Here is a 17,298-nt window from a genome sequence, read left to right on the forward strand (position 1 = left end):
GTCGACGACGCACGGTCGCCTCGATCGTACGGGGACTATAGCCGATCGAGCATCGCCAGCGGACCCCCGGCGGCCTCTCGTTCGCTCTCGGACGCCTCAGGACCGGCTTCGCGATCCGTTTCCAGCGGGAAGACCGGTTCGGCGATCACGGGTCTGCCGGATTCGCCCGACGACGGAGAATCGACCGCACCTGCGGCGTCCACCTCGGCGGCGCTCACTGCGGGAGCCGCCTTCGAGACCGATGGCGGAAACGGCCCGGCCGGCGTTTGCTTCAGCTGAAGCCGGCTGAGGGCTTCGCGATCCGTCGGGCCGGCGGGGACTTCCCCGGCTTGAACGAGGGCGAAGCGGTAGGTGCCGCTGAACCCCATCGGCAGGTCGTAGTCCGGCCGCGGCGAGTAGTAACGCGGCAGTCCGCAGCCGCCCAGCATCATCGCCCCCGCCGCAATCGACGAGGCGAGCGCGGCGAATCGGAGCGAAGGTCTCACTTCCGCTTCTTCGACAATCGAAACCCGCGTTCGCCGGTCAGGGGCCGGTGGCGCCGGACCGGCGAACGCGGGGGACCGTGCGGGTCGTGCCGACGGGGGCGTCGGCACGACCGCCGTCACGAGCCGTTACAAGCCGACGGTTCAGCCCTTGGCGGCGGCGAAGCGGGAGGCCACCTCGTCCCAGTTCACCACGTTCCAGAAGGCGGAGACGTAGTCCGGCCGCTTGTTCTGGTAGTTGAGGTAGTAGGCATGCTCCCAGACGTCGAGGCCGAGGATCGGCGTGCGGCCTTCCATCAGCGGGTTGTCCTGGTTGGGGGTGCTCTCCACCTTCAGACTGCCGCCGTCGACCGTCAGCCAGGCCCAGCCGGAGCCGAAGCGGGTCTTCGCGGCGTCTTCGAACTGCTCTTTGAACGCGGCGAAGCTGCCGAAGGCGTCGTCGATCGCCGCGGCGAGATCGCCGGTCGGCTCGCCGCCGCCGCCCGGCTTCATGATCGTCCAGAACAGGCTGTGGTTCGCGTGCCCGCCGCCGTTGTTGCGGACCGCGGTCTGCTTGTCGGCCGGCACCGACGAGAGGTTCCGCATGAGGTCTTCGACGGACTGCTCCGCCACGCCGGAGCCTTCCAACGCAGCGTTCAGCTTGGAGACGTAGCCGGCGTGGTGCTTGTCGTGATGGATCTCCATCGTCTTCGCGTCGATGCTGGGTTCCAGCGCGTCGAAGGCGTAGGGGAGGTCGGGGACGGTGTAAGCCATTGCTGCGATTCAGGGTTGAGAGTTCTGGGAATCTCTGAATCAGCCATTGTGGAACGGCTCGCTCGGACCGACAACCGATCGATGCGCCCGAGCCGGCCGAACCCGCTCGATCACTGCCGTTCTCCCCGCTCGCACGGCGGGGATCTCCCCACCCCGAGCGGCGAAGCCGGCGCGTGGTCGGACTTCACGGGACGTTTACACTCGGGGACCGCCCCGGCGTCGCCCCCCGACGTCCCGCCCCGCGACCCTCCCAGAGCGTTCCCGTCTCGTCTCCGCCCCGCACGCTGACCGCCTTGCCGGTCTACAACGAAGTCACGCACCTCCGCCCCGTCCTGGGCGAGGTGAGACGGTATGCCGATGCGATTCTGGCGGTGGATGACGGTTCGACCGACGGCAGCGGCCCGCTGCTGGATGAGCTGGCGGAGGAATGGGAGGAACTCACGGTTCTGCACCTCCCGGAGAACCGCGGCTACGGCGCCGCCCTCGTCGCCGCCTTCGCCGCCGCGGTGGACCGCGGCTACGACCGGCTCGTCACGATTGACTGCGACGGCCAGCACCAACCGGCGATGATCCCGGCATTGGCCGGGGCGCTGGACGCGACCGCTGCGGGAACCTCCGATCCCGTCGATCTCGTCTCCGGCAGCCGTTACGCCGAAGAGTTCGCCGGCGACAGCGACGCCCCGGAGGATCGCCGGGCGATCAACAAGCTCGTCACGCGATTCCTCAATGAACGGCTCGGATCGGTGTGGGACGTGACGCTCACCGATGCGTTCTGCGGGTTTAAGGCGTACCGGGTCTCGGCGTTGAAGGCGCTGTCGATTACGGACACGGGGTACGCGATGCCGCTGCAGTTGTGGGTGCAGGCGGCGGCTGCGGGATGGAACGTCGTCGAGTACCCTGTGCCCCGGGTGTACCTGGAAGAAGAACGCAGCTTCGGCGGATCGCTCGACAAGTCCGCCGCCCGCCTCGCCCACTACCGCGGCGTGCTGTCCGCGGAGCTCGCCCGGCATCCCAACCTGCCGAGCGAACCGGACGCGGATTCGTTCCTGGTTCTGCCGGATTCGCCGCCCGCGTCCGCCTGAAACAGGTTCGTACACGTCCGCTTGCAGCGGACGGCTAACATCCCCCTCTCGTTCCTTCGTCCCCCGCCCGTGAAGTCCGTCCTGACGACCGCCGGTCCCGCCTCCGCCGCCGACGCCGGTTCCCTGAAGGTGCCGCGGGAGGATCGTGCGATGCTGGCCGTGCCGGCGCTGGACGACTTGCCGACGCTGGCCGAAGCAAATGCCGCCGCCTCCGGGCCCTCGTCCGCGTCGGCCGGCCTGGACGTGCAGGGGCGGCCGTTCGGCGCCCTCCGGGATTGGGCGCGGAAGGAAACGCTGGGGGCGGCGGCGACCTACACCCGCTCCCTGGGCGTGACGGTCGAAGAGGTCGACCCGTCCGCCCCGCTGATCGCCGGCGGTCACCAGCCGGAGCTGTTCCACCCCGGCGTTTGGGCGAAGAACTTCGCGCTCGGTCGCGTCGCCCGCGCGGTGGGCGGGACGGCGTTGAACCTCGTCATCGATTCCGACCTGCTGCCCGGCACCCGGGTCCGCGTCCCGGCCGGGACGCGACGGAATCCGCGAATCGAGTCGATCCCGTTCGACAGCGATCGCAGTTCCCGTCCCTGGAGCGGCGCCCTCGTCCGCGACCCGATCCTGTTCGATTCGTTCGGCCTGCGGCTCGGCGAATCCTTGGGGCGGTTCGGTCTCCGGCCGCTTGCCGCGGATCATTGGGGGAAAGCCTGCTGCGGCGACGAACTCGCTCCCCGGCTGACGGCCTTCCGTCGCCGCATGGAAGGGGCGTGGGGCCTGTCGAACCTCGAAGTCCCGATCGGGCAGGTCTGCGAGACGGATTCGTTCCTCTGGTTCGCCGGCCACCTGATCGCCCACGCGGCCCGGCTGCGGGAGGACCACAACGCCGCCCTCGACGACTACCGCGAACGAGTCGGATTGAAGGCGGAGAACCGCCCGGTCCCGCCGCTCTCCCGCGTCGCCTCGAAAACGGCCGGCGATGCGATCGAGTTGCCTTTCTGGATGTGGGAGGACTCGAACCCGACCCGCCGTCGGGTGTTCGTGCGGTCGGTCGGCAGAAACCGGGTCGCCCTGTCGGACGGCCCGCCGGGGGAGGGGGAGGACTTCGCCGAATTCCCCCTGTCGGAGAGGATGGACGCCTGCTGTGCCGTCGAAGCCTTGAAGCAGTTGCCGGCTCGCGGTGTGCGACTGCGGACGCGGGCGCTGGCGACGACGTTGTTCGCCCGGCTCTGCTTGGGCGACCTGTTCCTGCACGGCATCGGCGGCGCGACCTACGACGCGGTCACCGACGGAATCGTGCGGCGGTTCTTCGGCCTCGAACCGCCCGGTTACGGGGCGGTCTCCGCGACCGTGCATCTCCCATTTGCGGAGTCGTTCGGAGCGAACCCGGACGACGTCGGTCGGCTGGAACGGCGGCTGCGCGATCTGCGGTTCAATCCGGATCGGAGCCTCCCCGACCCGCCGCCCGCCGCCGCGGCGCCGCTGGTCGACCGGAAGCAGGCGTTGATCGCGGAGCAGCGCGACGCGAACACCCACGGCCTGAGCCGCGCCGAACGCCGCGCCCGCACCCCCGCGAACGAGGCCCGGCGGGACGCTCTGCACGCGACGAACGCCGCCCTCGGGGCGTTCGTCTCGGATCGCGTCATCGCCGCTCGCGAAGAACTGGCCGATCTCCAGGCGAAACTGACCGCCGACAAGCTGCTGACCAGCCGCGAGTTCAGCTTCGCCGTGTTCCCCGAGGACGTGCTGCGGCCGTTCCTCACCGGGATTCTGGACGGGTGAGCGCCGACCGCCGCGTGCTCATTACCGACGTTCCGTGGGACGACCTGTCCCTCGAACGGGCTGAATTGGCGAAGGTCGGGGCGACGCTGACGCGGGCCTCGGCGAACGACGAGGCGACGCTCGTCCGGGAAGTTGCGGGGGCGAGCGGGCTACTGACCTGTTGGGCGACCGTTTCCGCCGCCGTGCTGGAAGCGGGCGGGGCGGAGGACACGGCGCTGCAAATCGTCGCCCGGTTGGGGACGGGCGTCGACAACATCGATCTCGCCGCGGCGGAGCGGCTCGGCGTCCCGGTGACACGGCTGCCGGACTACTGCGTGGGGGAATTGGCGGACCACACGCTCGCCCTGCTCCTGTCGATCCGTCGAGACGTCGTCGGCAGCGTGAACGCCATCCGAACCGGCGAGTGGAACCCCGATCGGGCCGCGGGCCTGCGGCGTCTGGAGGGGAACGTGCTCGGGCTGATCGGCTTCGGCCGGACCGCCGCCGCCGTGCGTGAGCGGGCGTTGGGGTTTGGGCTGACCGTCCTCGGCGAGAATCGCTCCGACGACAACCGCGGGACCGGCTGCGAGATGGTCTCGCGGGAGGAACTGCTGGAGCGGAGCGACGTCGTTTCGCTACACGTCCCGTTGGCGGACCACACCGCGAGGATGGTCGACGCCGACTTTCTCGCACGCATGAAGCCCGGGGCGGTATTGTTGAACGTCGCCCGCGGCGGGCTGATCGACCCGGATGCGGTACTCGCCGCATTGGAGAGCGGCCGGCTGTCCGCGGTCGGGCTGGACGTCTTCGAGCCGGAGCCGCCCGGGGCGTGCCTCGCCGACTGGCACCCGCTGGCGATGCATCCGCGGGCGTTCGTCACGCCGCACACGGGGTTCCTCAGTCGAGAAAGCCTGATGGAACTTCGCACCCGGGCCGCGCGGCAGGTCGCGGACGCGCTGGCCGGTCGGCGGCCGGAGCATCTCGTCGATCCGGCCGTGTGGGACCGTCGCTGATCGACAGTCCGACGATCAGTTTCATCGCCCGAACGACTTGGTGCCGCTTTTCAAAAAGATCCAGCCGATCGTGAGGCAGGCGAAGCAGATCGCCACGTAGCCCATCGGCGAGAGGTGAATCCAGCATTGGTACACCCAGTCCGCGTACCACGCCGCGTACCAGCAGACGTTTTCCCAGAGAGAATCGAGCACGCCGGACATGGGGGAGCGAATCGAAGGGGAGGTGCGGATCGTCCGAACCGTGCGTCACGCGACCCGTCGCCGCGGCGATTCCCGGCCGCGTCGCGTCCAAGGAACCGTTGCCGGATCGCCTCCCGCCCGCACAAACGGACGGGCGGCCTCGCCGATCCCTCCCGCTCGCCCCCGCTCAAAAACTGTTTCCATACCAGCCCGACGCGCGAGCGTCGGCCGTCGGCGCAGCCGGCGGAATCGCCCCGCACAGGGGATCGAAACCACGCACGGCCGACGCTTGCGCGTCGGGCTGGTATCAGTGAGACGGGTCTGAAACAGCGTCTCACCCGGCGGCGGGGCGGGTGAGGGTGAGGTTGTCCCGGTGGACGACGGTGTCGTCCGGCACGCCGCCGAGGAGTTCGGCGATCTGATCGGTGCGACGGCCGGCGACGCGGCGGAGTTCGTTGGAGGAATAGTTCGACAGCCCCCGCGCGAACTCCCGTCCGCCGACGGTCAGGATCCGCACCGGACCGCCCCGGGGGAATTCGCCGGCGACGTCGGTTACGCCGATCGGCAACAGGCTGCGACCGCGTTCGGTCAGGGCGCGGACGGCGCCGGCGTCGACGGTGATTTCGCCGGCGGGCAGCAGCGTGAAACCGATCCAGCGCTTCCAGGCCGTCGGGGCGCCCGGCTCGCCGCGGATCAGCGTGCCGACCGGCTGCCCGTCGGCGATCCGGTCCAGCACGTCGTCCTCCCGCCCGTCGGCGAGGATCGTGTCCACCCCCGCGGCGGCGGCATCTCGGACGGCTTCCAGCTTCGAGGCCATCCCCCCGGTGCCCAGCCGCGTGCCGGTCGAGCGGGCGAGGCGGAACAGGCCGTCGTCCCAGCGTTCGATCAGGGAGATGACGTTCCCGTCTTTCTCCGGATCGCCGTCGCACAGGCCCGGGGCGCTGGTCAGCAGGATCAACAGCGGCTCCGGCACGAGGCCGGCGGTCATCACGGCCAGACGATCGTTGTCGCCGAGAGAAATCTCCGCGGTGGAGACCGTGTCGTTCTCGTTGACGATCGGCACCGCGGCGAACTCCCGCAGCGTCGCCAGCGTGTTGCGGGCGTTGAGGTAGCGGGTGCGATCGCGGAAGTCGTCGGCGCCCAGCAAGATCTGGGCGGCCCGCAAGCCGTGGGTTCGCAGCGATTCGTCGTACCAGCGGATCAGCCGCGCCTGACCGGCGGCGGCGGCCGCCTGGAGGTGGGCCAGGTCGGTCGGCCGGCGATCCAGCCCCAATAAATCGAGTCCCGCCCCGACCGCGCCGCTGCTGACCAGCACGACGGCGCGATCGTTCGTCCGGGCGCGGGCGATCTGGCGGGACAGCGACACGATCCGTTCCCGGTTCGGCCGACCGTCCGGCCCGCTGAGAACGTTCGTGCCGACTTTCACCACCAAAGTCCGCTTGACGCGGCCGAGTTCATCGGCGGCGTCCGCGTGCGGGACATCCGTGGAAGGAGGTGTACGGTCGGCGGGGGGGGCGAACGGTTGGACGATGACGAAACGCGGGGTTCACGGGAATCAGGGCGGACGTTCCTTCGTCCTCGACGGGGGAACGGCCGAGGCGACGTAGCCGCGGCGGCGGCGAACGGTAGGATAGCGCTGCCCGGCCCGGTCCCCGAATGGTCCGGTCCAAGCTTCTCCCACCGCGCTCCGAACGACGTTCCGACCCGCCGAGGGCGGATTCTTTCCCCATGGCGGAACTGCATCACGAGTGCGGCCTCGCCGCGGTCTACCATCTCCCCCCGGAGCCGGAGGCCGGCGACGGCCCTCCCGACTGGAATCAGGCCGGCGACCCCGCGCCCAGCCCGCTGGTTCCGTACGTCGATAAAGTCCCTCGGCCGGAGCAGACCAGCCGGCTTATCCCCCGGGTGCTGCTGGACATCCAGAACCGCGGGCAGCTCGCGGCGGGGATGACCTCCTTCAACCCCCAGCGGGCGGCGGTGCTGTCCACGCTGAAGGACGTCGGCAGCGTCACGGAGGTCTTTCGGCTCAATCGGGAGCCGAAGTACCAATCCCTGATGAACCAGCACGCCGGCGTCGCCGCCATCGGCCACGTCCGCTATGCGACCTGCGGGCCGGAGGATCCGAGCTACGCCCAACCGTTCGAGCGTCGGCACCTCGAACTTCGCAAGTGGTTCGCCTTCGGCTTCAACGGGCAACTGTCCAACTACGCGGAGCTTCGGGAAGAGATCCTCGCCACCGGGGACCGGCATCTCTCGCGGGAGACCGATACGGAGATCCTGCTGCACCTGTTCTCGAAGGAACTCTCCGAAGACCCGTACGTCTCCCCGGCGGAGCTGATGGCCCGCGTGGGGGAGCGCCTCGACGGGGCGTACAACCTGGTGTTTCTCAACGCCCTCGGCGAGATGTTCGCCGCCCGCGACGCGCTGGGCATTCGGCCGCTGTGCTGGGCCCGTGAAGGGCGGATGTTCGCCGTCGCCAGCGAATCGGTGGCCTTGGCGAACCTCGGCTTCCGGCACGAGAGCATCCGGGACGTGGAACCCGGCACGGTGGTCAGCGTGCGTGGGGGCCGGGTCGAGACGGAGCGATTCGCCTCCCCCCCGCCCACGGAAGACCGGAAGACCGCCCACTGCTTCTTCGAGTGGATCTACTTCGCCAACGTCGCCAGCAATCTGGACGACCGCGACGTGTACTCCGTTCGCAAGCACCTCGGCGAGGCGTTGGCCGATCAGGAGCAACTGATCCCCGACGAGGACACGATCGTCGTCCCCGTCCCCGACACCGCCAAGGCCGCCGCGGACGCGATGGCCTACCGGCTGGGCGTGCCCTGCTTGGAAGGGTTGTTGCGGAACCGCTACGTCGGTCGGACGTTCATCGAGGGCGGGAATCGAGCCGACAAAGCCCGTCTGAAATACACCCCGCTGCCGGAAGTGCTGGCGGGGAAGAAGGTGCTGCTGGTGGAGGACACGATCGTCCGCAGCACGACGATGCGGGCGCTGATCGACCAGCTGCGCGACCGCGGCAAGGCGGCGGAGGTGCACGTTCGCGTCGCCTGTCCGCCGATCGTGGCGCCCTGCTTCTACGGCATCGACATGAGCACCATCGGCGAGCTGTTCGCCCCGGCGTTCCTCGAACGTCCCGACGAGCCGCCCCGCGAACTCAGCCCGGAGATCGAACGGGCCATGGCGGAGGATCTGACGGCCGATTCGCTCCGCTATCTGCCGGTCGACAGCATCGCGGCCTCGATTCGGATGAGTCGGAACAGCCTTTGCCAAGCCTGCATCGACCGCAACTATCCGACGCCGCAGGGCCGCAAGCTGTACCAGCTGGCGATCAACCCCGGCGCCGGCGACGGCCGCACCTACGCGGCGGCCGCGCAGTGCTCCTGACAGGACGTTTTCAGGAAATCCGGCCGTGAAACGCTCCCACACCACCGAGATCCGCGTTCGTTACGCCGAGACGGACGCGATGGGCGTGCTGCATCACGCCGGCTATCTGATCTACTTCGAGATCGGCCGCACCGAGGCCCTCCGCGAAGACGGCGGCAGCTACGCCGACGTGGAGAAGGCCGGGCGGTTTCTCGTCGTCGTCGAGGCGAACGTGAAGTACCGCACCCCGGCCCGCTACGACGAACTGCTGACGCTGACCACAACCGTGGATCGCGTCACCCCGGCGAAGCTGGAGCACACTTACGAACTGCGTCGCGGCGAGACTCTCGTCGCCACCGGCCGCACCGTGCTGGCCTGCGTGGACTCAGGCGGCAAGGTGCACCGGGTCAGCGAAGCGCTGCCGTCGCTCGCCGATCTGATGTAGCGCCGCTGCCAGCGGAGCGGGACGAGGCGAACCGCGGCGGTCTTGGGCGACCGCCCGGTTGATCGGCGGCGTCCCGGAGCGCAGCGGCGGCGGCGGCCCGGACGGCGCCGCTTTCATGGTCGGACAGCGCCAGCAGAAGCCGCGGCCAACCCGGCACGCGATGCACGACGAGCAGTTCGGTCGCCCAGGCGACGACGTCCACGTCCGACGAGTGCAGCGCCGTGGTCAGCGCCTCCCAACGGGCGTCCGCGGGCAACTCGCGGAGCACCGGTTCCGCCGCCCGCCGCCCCGCCGCGGTCCCCCGGGCGATCAGCCAGAGCCGGACCGCCCGCCGACTGCGGCCGGGTTCGCACACCCGGTCGGCCAACTCCTCGATCGCGGTTTGCAGGTTGCGGGGCACGGTCCGCAGCGCCTCCTGCGGCGATGCCAACCACTCCAGCGGCGGCAATCCCGGCAGCGAGCCGGCGCCCGCCCGCGCGACCGTCTTCAACAGCGGAATGAGAAACTCCGGGTCCGTCCGTCCCGCCGCCCGCACGGCGGACCGCGGCGGCCGCCGCAAGCTCAACAGGCTTAGCAGCGCGCGTGCGGTCCCCGGGTGACGGACGGATTGCAGCGCCGCGTCGAACTTCGGCCCCGCGATCGGGTCGTCCGAGACGGCGATCAGCTCCTTGTCTCCCGCCGCCGCGGAGATCGTCAGCCAACCCGCCGCCGCCTCCGACTGCGGTCCGTCCGCGATAAGATGGGCCGCCAACGCCGCGACGAATGCCTGCCGGCCCGGGTCGTCCCTTCCGTCGGTCCGCATCGCGGCGCCCGCCGCCTCGGCCAGCGCGGCGGCGGCGGAGGTGGCCGCTTCCCGCACCTCGGCCCGTTCATCGGAGAGCGCTTCCAAGACGGCGCTCCCCTCGCCCAGCAAGCCCGCGTCCGCAACCAGATTCAGCCCCGCCACGCGAACCGCGGGATCGGGATGACGCCAGATCAAGCGGAGCAGCGTGTCCCAACCGCGCACCGCGGTGCGCAACTCGCGATCGACCGCGTCGGAGAGGGAGGCGCGCGACTGGATCATCTCCAACCGCTCGCGGTTCGTGCCGTCGCGCAGCACGTTCGCGAACTCCGGCGGGATCGCGGCGGTCGGGGGGGCGGCCATGTGAGGACGAATCGGCGCCCGCCGCCCCCGGAGATCATTCCGCCGCCGTGCGCCCGCAGGACCGGCCGTCGCTCACAGAGCGCCAGGGCGGGATCACGGCTCTCTCCGGGAACCGGGCTTCGCTGGCGGTTTCGCAGCGCCCGAGAGCAGCCGGGAGCCGCGAAACCGCAAGCGTTGATCGAAGCCGCCACGCTTCAATGCGCCCTCAGAAACCCGCCTCGGTCTTCACGAGACGTCGGTCAGGCAGCGGAACACCAGATCCGGAATCTCCGCGTGCCGGGCCGGCCCGCCGGCGGGGCGGAGGTCCGGGTCGGAGATCAGCAGCACGGTATCCGTCGCCGCCCCGCCGCCGGTTTTCCGCGTCAGGCCGTGGGAGCCTTTCACCAGCGAAGCGTCCAGCGGCGTCTCGCGGGTTCCCGGCTTCAGGAACATCTCGACCGGGTCGTAACCCGGCTTGCGGTGGATATCGACCGTCCGGGCAAACGGCGGCGCCTTCGCTTCGTCCGTCCACCAGTAGTAGGCGAACCAGCGATCCGGGTCGGCCGTGACGACGATGTCGCCGGCTCGCGGATGGTCCATGCCCATCGGTCCGCGCCCCTCTTTCGCGGACATCGACTGGATCCCGTCAATCTGCGACAGCGCCGCCATCACCCGCGCTGATTGACTGGGATCATCCAAGTAGATGTGCGCGAGCTGATGATCGCACAGCGCGAAGGCGCCGGCGGTCGCCGGGTTCAGGTACTCATGCCCGTCCCGTTCCTCGACCGTGAGGAAGCCCGCGTCTCGCAGCGCCGTGTTCAGGAACACCGGCCCGCTGACCGGCGTGATCGCGTATTCCCCGGCGACGATCCAGGTGGCTTCGTCTCCGGCGAAGGCCTCCTTGAGGCCCGCGGCGAGCGAACCGATCACCTCGTCCAACTCGCCGACCGCCTTGTCGTGCTCCGGGCTGTCCGGGCCGAACTTCTGGGCGCCGTAGTCGAGGTGCGGCAGATAGATGAACGCAAACCGCGTGGGATGCGTCCGCTGGGCGAGGACGGCGGAGTCCGCGATCCACTGCGAACTCTTCACGGCGGACAACGGCCCCCAGAAGTTCATCAGCGGGAAGTGGCCCAACTCGCCCATCAACTCGCCGTACAGCTCCGTCGGCTTGGTGTAGCACCACAGCGACTCGGAACCGTCCGGGTTGTGGATGGGCGCCGGGGTGCAGATCGTCTCCGCGGTCGCCCCTTTCGCCGGCATCGGGAACCAGACGGCGGAGGTCAGCGATTCGTCCGCGTCCTTCAGCCGATCCCAGACTCGCGGACTCTGCACGGCAGCGTCCCAAGCGGTCCACAGCTCGACCGTGCCGGGCTTGGAGCGCTCCGGGACGTCCGTTCCATCGCGCCAATAGAACCCATTCGCGGTGATCCCGTGCTCGGACGCCGCGGCCCCGGTCGTCAGGGCCGCGTGCACCGGGCAGGTGACGGCGGGGAAGTCCGGCTCCAGCGGAACCGTCACCCCGGCCTTCATCAGCGAGGTCAGCCGGGGCATCCCCGCGAGATCCCGCTCGCGCAGGCCCGGAATCGACAGCACGACGCAGCGTTTGCCGATCGGGCCGGGTTGAACGGGTCCGTCACTCACCGGAAAGGTCCTTGTATTTCAGATTGCGGAAGTAAACGACGCTGTTCGGGTCGTGGGCCTGCAACGCGATCACGCCCTTGCCCAGCTTCCGGGGGATGGTCACGCCGGGCGGTTCGACGAACTCGTACAGCAGTTCGTCGTTGATCGAGACCCGCACCTTGTCGCCGCGAACTTCGATCCGCTGCGTGTACCACTCGTCATCCGGCACGCCGGCGTCGAATCGCTTGACCGTGTTGTACAGCGAGCCGGACTTCACCGGGTCTTTGTGCGAGACGTTCACCTGCACCTCATAGCCCTGCGTCGGCCAGCCTTCATCCTGATACTTCGTGCAGATGAAGATGCCGGAGTTGCTGCCGGGGGTCGTCTTCACCTCGCATTCGAAGACGAAATCGGTCAGCTCTTTGCCGTGGAACAGGTGGGAGCGGTTGCCGCTCACCTTGATCGCGCCGTCTTCCACGGCCCAGGCGCCGTTTTCGCTAATCTTCCACCCGTCCAGCGTCTTGCCGTCGAACATGGAGACCCAGCCGTCCTCGGCCTCTTCATGGTGATCGGGGGCGGCGGCCCCCAAGGTGAGGCAGAGGGGAGCGAGGCAGAGAGCGAGCGGCGTCATTCGTCGAGCATTCTTGAGAGGAAGGGGCAAGTTTCGTCAGTGTGACGCACCGTGGGGGGGGCCGCAAACGGCGCCGGCGGGCGTGGCTCGGATCAATCGAAGACGAGCGTCTCCGCCCGAAACACCGGACCTTCCAGGCAACTGCGGCGGTAGTCCCAGCCTTCCGCGGCGTCGCTTTGTTTCACCCGCACCACGCAGGAGAAACAGGCGCCGAACCCGCAGGCCATCGGGCTTTCGAGGCTCGCCCAGCAGGGCACGCCGGCCGCTTCGCACAGCTTGGCGACCGCCGCCATCATCGGCTCCGGCCCGCAGGTGAGAACCCGCGCCGGTCGGGGGTCCGCATGGAGACGGCGTTCCAGCAACTCCGTCACATAGCCGTGATGGCCCTCCGAACCGTCGTCCGTGGCCACGGAGACCGAAATGCCCCGCGACGTGAACCGATCGACTTCCGCGACGTACTCGGCGGATCGCGCGCCGTACAGCAGTTCGGGAGGATGGGCCGACGCCTCGAACCGACCGCGCTCGCCGTACGCCGCGGCGCCGAGGATCTCGCGCCCCGCGGCGAGGAACGGCGTTTGTCCGATGCCCCCGGCGACCATCAACGTCGGCCCGGCGTTCGACTCGGGCGGCTTGGGGAAGCCGTTGCCCAGCGGACCCCACAGCTCGACCTGATCGCCGGCCCGCAGCTCGGTCATCAACCGGGTCATCTTGCCGATGACGACGTACCCGATCGAAAACGATGTGCCGTCCGATCCCACGTCGTAGAGCGCAAACGGGCGGCCCAGCAGCGGATCGTCCCGGCCGGGCAGACGCAGCATGAGAAACTGCCCCGGTTCGATCCGAGCGGCGATCTCCGGGCACTCCAGCACGAGGCGGAACGTGTCCCGGGCAATGCGTTCCTGCAGGCCGACCGTCGCGATCGTCTGGACCGCGTCGGCATGCGGGAGCGGCTCATGGGCGAGCGGCTCATGGGCGGGAGCGTGAGGACCGCTCATCGCCGACCTCGTCCGCTCGGGCGCGCTCCGCCGCCCATCCCGCCGCGGTGCCCCTTCTTGTCCGGCGGGCCGTATCCGCCCTTCTTACCGCCGAACCCCCCGCGACCTTTGCCGCCGAAGCCCTTCGGCGGTTGGTTCCCCGGCCGTTTCGCGCGGGCCGACCGACCGATCGCGTGCGGAGCCTTGTCTGCGTCTTCCGGCTTGAGGTTCTGAAGCGCCTTCACTTCCTCGCGGGTCAGTTGGCGGAACTTCCCCGGCGCCAGATCGCCCAGCTTCAGCGGGCCGAACTGCACCCGTTCCAGCTGCATCACCTTGTGTCCCACCCGGGCGAACAACCGGCGAATCTCGCGGTTGCGGCCCTGGGCGAGTTCCACCTCGACCGTGGCGCTGCTGCCGTGCGTCTTGATTCGCTTCGCCGTGTTGAGGCGGAACAGTCCCTCCTCGAAGTGCAGACCTTTCCGCAGCTCCCGCAGCGTCTCCGGCTTCGGGACGCCGGCCACCTGCAACCGATACTTGCGGATCACCCGGTTCGACGGATGAGCCAGCTTCTGCGTCAGCGCTCCGTCGTTGGTAACGATCAGCAGGCCGCGGCTGTGTTCGTCCAATCGACCGACGGTAAACAGCCGCGTGTCGCCCGCTTCCACCAGATCGACCGCCCGCGGCCGGCCGTGCGGGTCGCGGTTGGTGCACAGCACGCCGGCCGGCTTGTTCAGCAGGTAGTACTTCCGGGCGGCGACCTTCACCCGCTCCCCGTCGACGCGCACCTCCTGTTCGCCCGGCACCACTTTCGTGCCGAGTTCCGTGACGACTTCGTCTTCGATCGTCACCCGGCCCGCGGTGATGAGTTCCTCGCACTCCCGCCGGGCGCCGAAGCCGGCGGCGGCGAGAAAGCGTTGCAGGCGAATCGCATCCTCTTCCTTCGGCGGCCCCGGCGTGGGCGGCGCCGGCACGACGGGCGGCGGAACCGATCCCCCGGAGGACGACGGACCGCTCGGGCCGCCGGCGCGAGGATCAGCGGGGCGGGACGAGGCGGTCACGGGGAGGAGTCGGGCGTGGAGGAGGGAAGTGGGGGCAAAGCGATCGACTCGCCCAGGAGCGATCGATAGCGAGCTGTGAGGTCGGCGAAGCCGGGGGCGGCGGAGAGATCGGCGGCGTCGGCGAGCCGTTCCCGCAACCGGGGCGGCAGTCGGCCCCAGGGGAACGTCGGTCCGTCTGCGACGCCGGCGGGGAGCAATCCTGTGCCCGTGGACCCTTTGCCCGTGGACGAGCCGCCCGCCCCCGCGGTCGATCCTTCGGCGCCGGCTGCGTCGGCGTCCGGCGCGGTCGCAGCGGACGTCCCCGCGTCGGGCAGTGTACCCGCGTCCGCGTCCGTCGGCGATGCGGACGCCCCCGCGGCCGACTTCGCCTCTTCGATCATCGATTCCAACAGTTGCAGCGTCGCCTGCTGTCGGTCCGCGGCGGCGAAGGAATCGCCCTCGTCGAGCCGATCCGCCGCCTCCGTCGCGGCGACGCCGACCGGCGCCTCGCTCGGCAGGAGCGCCGCGAGGCTCCGCTGCTCCCCGGCAAGCGCGGGGAGATCGGGGGAGTCCGAGAGCGTGCGCTCCCTCAGAAACCGCTGCCAGCCGATGAGCGTCGTCAGGTCTGGTGAGTCCCCGTCGGTCGGGTCGCCCTCGGGGGGAGAAGGTGGATCGGCAGCCGACGCTTCGGGAGCGGCGGCTTGGGCGGCAGATGCCAACGCCTCCAATCGAGCCGCGGCGCGCTCGGCGAGGGGGAACAACTCCTCCGCGGACCGACGGTCCGTCACGCCGACGACGACCGCGCCCGCATCCTCAGCGGACGCCCGCAGCGCCGCTCCGGTCGCGGGGTCGGTCGCGGTGATGAGTTCGTTCAACTCCGCGACGACGGCTTCCTCCTCGTCCCCCATGCGACGCAGCTCCCGCAGGGCACGGCGCCCGACGAGGCCGTCGTCGATCAACGTTTGCAGGGCCGCCGCCGCGGCCCGCTGCCGGGAGGCGAGCGCGGTGATCGCGGCTCTGGTGCGTGCGGGGGACGAACCGCCGGACGCGGCCTTCTCCAGGGATTCGTCCCAGACCGCGAGCGCTTCGCGTTGCCGAACAACGGCCTCCGCAGGCCTTCCCGCGGTCAATTCACGCGCCGCCGCTCGCAGCGCACCGGCCGCCGGGCCGTCGCGGAGGGCACCCAGCGCCGCGGCGATCCGGCGTTGCTCATCAGTCAGATTCGCCGGGGCTTCCGCTCCGCCGACCGCGGCGACGGTCCGCTCGGTCAGCGCGATCTGTTCGGCCTTGAGCGCGTCAGAGGTCGCGGTCCCGTCCGCGGCGGCGATCGCTTTCCGCAGCCGATCGGCGCTTTCGGCAAGCCGCTCCGCGAATCGCTCCGCGGCGCCGGCGCCGTCGGTTCTACCCTCCCGCAGCGCCGTGCGAAGCTGATCGGCCGTAACGATCGCCGCCGGCAGCCCGTCACGTTGTTCACGTTCGGCCGCCGTCAGCCGCGGGCCGGGGGGAACCGTGTTCGCCCGGGCTTCCGCGATGAGGGAGCGCACCGGGGCGGCGAACGTCGCGTCCAGCCGGTCGAGCCGACGGCGTATCTCCGCCGGCTCGACGGCGCCGCCGGCGGCGAGCCGGTTTGCCAGGTCCTCGGCGTCACGGGCCGCCCGGCTCAATGCGTCGGCGATCGGGGGAACGGCCGATTCCAACGCCGCGCGTTTCTCCTCTTCAGAGACCACCCGCACCCTCCGCGGCTCCGTCTCGGTTCGGCGTCCACTACTGTCGTTGGCGGCGGCGAGCACGACGAAGTCCCCCCCGACCGGCACATCCGCCGGCGCTGTGATCGAACCGTCCAGCGCGACCGCGAGTTTCTCACCGGCCTCCGCCGTCAGCGCCGCTCGGCCGTCGACCATCGCCTCGATTCGCAGCCCCGAGCGGTCGTCCTCCGCACGGGCCGCGACGGGCAAAGACCCGTCGGGGGTGACCGTGGCGCCCTCGGCGGGCAACGTGAGGTCGACGCGAGGCGGGGCGTCGGCCTTCACCCGCAGCGTGAACAGGGGACGCACCGAAGCGGCGTCGCCGGCGGGGGCGGAGACGAAGGGCCGCTCGCGGGAGGTCAGCACGACGCCCACCGGCCAATCGCCGGGGGGGAGCGCCGCCAGCGTCCAGCCGTCGCCGTTCCGACGGGCGGTCGGCCCGTCTGGCGGGACGACCAGACGCATCTCGGCCGGGCGAGACGGAGTGATTTTGATGCGGACGCGATCCGCCGGCTCGGCCGAGACGACGGTGGGAGAGAGCGCCGGCGAGATCGCACCGCTCGGCGATTCGACCGTGGTCAGGAACTCCGCGACGACCGGCGCGGGAATCGGACGCAGCGTGAGGAGCGTCGAACGAAAGCCATCCGCCGCGGCCGCGATGATCGCCGGGCGCTCGCCGACCGTCAGCCGCACGGCGCCGGGGCCGTTGGGCGTCGGCACCGTGCCGGCGGCCCGCCAACGAATCGCCCCGGGCGAGCGGCCGTCGACGCCGACGGCCCGCACCGTCGCATCGAGTCCCGCGGCGACCCGAATCTCCGCGACGCCCCGCGGAACGAGTCGCCCGGCGATTTCCAAACGTAACTGTTCTTCTCCCGCGGTCCCGGTCAGACGGGCGGCGGCCGCGGCGGCGGTGGAGGGAGCGACGAGCAGCCAGCCGCCCGCCGTCGCGAAGCAAAGCGCCAGCGTCGCGATCGCCCACCGCAGGCGTCCGGGGAGGGGCGCCGGCGGCGTGAGGTTCGCTCCCCTCAGCAGGCGATCGCGCATCGGTCCCGCTGCCGCCGCGGGGGAGGAGAGCGCCGCGGCCAGTCGGTCGTTCGC

14 protein-coding genes and 1 pseudogene are annotated in these 17,298 nt (G+C 70.3%); 5 read left to right on the forward strand and 10 right to left on the reverse strand.

The annotated features are described in order from the left end of the window. Positions 1–35 precede the first annotated feature (35 nt). Together LzC2_RS04165 and LzC2_RS04170 are read right to left on the reverse strand one after the other, a co-directional pair. Positions 36–485, reverse strand: coding sequence for a hypothetical protein (locus tag LzC2_RS04165; RefSeq protein WP_171184073.1), 450 nt, complete (start codon positions 483–485; stop codon positions 36–38). A 141-nt stretch (positions 486–626) separates the two neighbouring features. Further along, the gene (locus LzC2_RS04170) at positions 627–1,235 is read right to left on the reverse strand and encodes a superoxide dismutase (protein WP_171184076.1); all 609 of its coding nucleotides are present in this window, start codon (positions 1,233–1,235) and stop codon (positions 627–629) included. A gap of 293 nt (positions 1,236–1,528) precedes the next feature. Here LzC2_RS04170 and LzC2_RS04175 point away from each other — a divergent pair, with 293 nt between their 5' ends. The 3 genes from LzC2_RS04175 (at position 1,529) to LzC2_RS04185 (ending at position 5,079) form a co-directional block, all read left to right on the forward strand. Beyond that, positions 1,529–2,317 carry a glycosyltransferase family 2 protein gene (locus LzC2_RS04175; protein WP_246254735.1) on the forward strand — a complete coding sequence of 263 codons (789 nt, stop codon included), beginning with the start codon at positions 1,529–1,531 and terminating at the stop codon, positions 2,315–2,317. A 69-nt stretch (positions 2,318–2,386) separates the two neighbouring features. Further along, positions 2,387–4,087, forward strand: coding sequence for a hypothetical protein (locus LzC2_RS04180; RefSeq protein WP_171184078.1), 1,701 nt, complete (start codon positions 2,387–2,389; stop codon positions 4,085–4,087). Further along, the gene (locus LzC2_RS04185) at positions 4,084–5,079 is read left to right on the forward strand and encodes a C-terminal binding protein (protein WP_171184079.1); all 996 of its coding nucleotides are present in this window, start codon (positions 4,084–4,086) and stop codon (positions 5,077–5,079) included. Before LzC2_RS04180 ends, LzC2_RS04185 begins: the two co-directional genes overlap by 4 nt. Before the next feature lie 21 nt (positions 5,080–5,100). Here the strand turns inward: LzC2_RS04185 and LzC2_RS04190 are convergent, their stop codons facing one another. Both LzC2_RS04190 and proB read right to left on the reverse strand, forming a co-directional pair. Beyond that, positions 5,101–5,280 carry a hypothetical protein gene (locus LzC2_RS04190; RefSeq protein WP_171184081.1) on the reverse strand — a complete coding sequence of 60 codons (180 nt, stop codon included), beginning with the start codon at positions 5,278–5,280 and terminating at the stop codon, positions 5,101–5,103. A gap of 313 nt (positions 5,281–5,593) precedes the next feature. Then, on the reverse strand, positions 5,594–6,685 hold the full coding sequence (gene proB / locus LzC2_RS04195; protein WP_315854526.1) for a glutamate 5-kinase: 1,092 nt from the start codon (positions 6,683–6,685) through the stop codon (positions 5,594–5,596). A 302-nt stretch (positions 6,686–6,987) separates the two neighbouring features. Here proB and LzC2_RS04200 point away from each other — a divergent pair, with 302 nt between their 5' ends. After that, the gene (locus LzC2_RS04200) at positions 6,988–8,646 is read left to right on the forward strand and encodes an amidophosphoribosyltransferase (protein WP_171184084.1); all 1,659 of its coding nucleotides are present in this window, start codon (positions 6,988–6,990) and stop codon (positions 8,644–8,646) included. A 25-nt stretch (positions 8,647–8,671) separates the two neighbouring features. After that, positions 8,672–9,070: an acyl-CoA thioesterase gene (locus tag LzC2_RS04205; RefSeq protein ID WP_171184085.1), complete on the forward strand. Its 399-nt coding sequence runs from the start codon at positions 8,672–8,674 to the stop codon at positions 9,068–9,070. On the opposite strand, the gene LzC2_RS04210 is transcribed toward LzC2_RS04205, so the two are convergent. The 6 genes and pseudogenes from LzC2_RS04210 to LzC2_RS04235 form a co-directional block, all read right to left on the reverse strand. Further along, positions 9,033–10,214, reverse strand: coding sequence for a hypothetical protein (locus tag LzC2_RS04210; protein WP_171184087.1), 1,182 nt, complete (start codon positions 10,212–10,214; stop codon positions 9,033–9,035). The two genes, LzC2_RS04205 and LzC2_RS04210, sit on opposite strands and share 38 nt — an antisense overlap. 225 nt (positions 10,215–10,439) lie before the next feature. Continuing rightward, a complete protein-coding gene (locus LzC2_RS04215; RefSeq protein WP_171184089.1) occupies positions 10,440–11,834 on the reverse strand; it encodes an alkaline phosphatase family protein in 1,395 nt (464 codons plus the stop codon). Further along, a complete protein-coding gene (locus LzC2_RS04220) occupies positions 11,827–12,444 on the reverse strand; it encodes a 3-keto-disaccharide hydrolase (RefSeq protein WP_171184091.1) in 618 nt (205 codons plus the stop codon). Before LzC2_RS04220 ends, LzC2_RS04215 begins: the two co-directional genes overlap by 8 nt. A gap of 92 nt (positions 12,445–12,536) precedes the next feature. Then, a complete protein-coding gene (locus LzC2_RS04225) occupies positions 12,537–13,439 on the reverse strand; it encodes a dihydroorotate dehydrogenase electron transfer subunit (RefSeq protein ID WP_171184093.1) in 903 nt (300 codons plus the stop codon). Then, positions 13,436–14,476 carry a pseudouridine synthase gene (locus tag LzC2_RS04230; RefSeq protein ID WP_171184095.1) on the reverse strand — a complete coding sequence of 347 codons (1,041 nt, stop codon included), beginning with the start codon at positions 14,474–14,476 and terminating at the stop codon, positions 13,436–13,438. Before LzC2_RS04230 ends, LzC2_RS04225 begins: the two co-directional genes overlap by 4 nt. Then, positions 14,473–17,298, reverse strand: a pseudogene (locus tag LzC2_RS04235) (hypothetical protein); the annotation flags it as partial. The pseudogene LzC2_RS04235 and the gene LzC2_RS04230, both read right to left, overlap by 4 nt.

The organism is Alienimonas chondri (assembly GCF_013036045.1).
Lineage (GTDB): Bacteria > Planctomycetota > Planctomycetia > Planctomycetales > Planctomycetaceae > Alienimonas > Alienimonas chondri.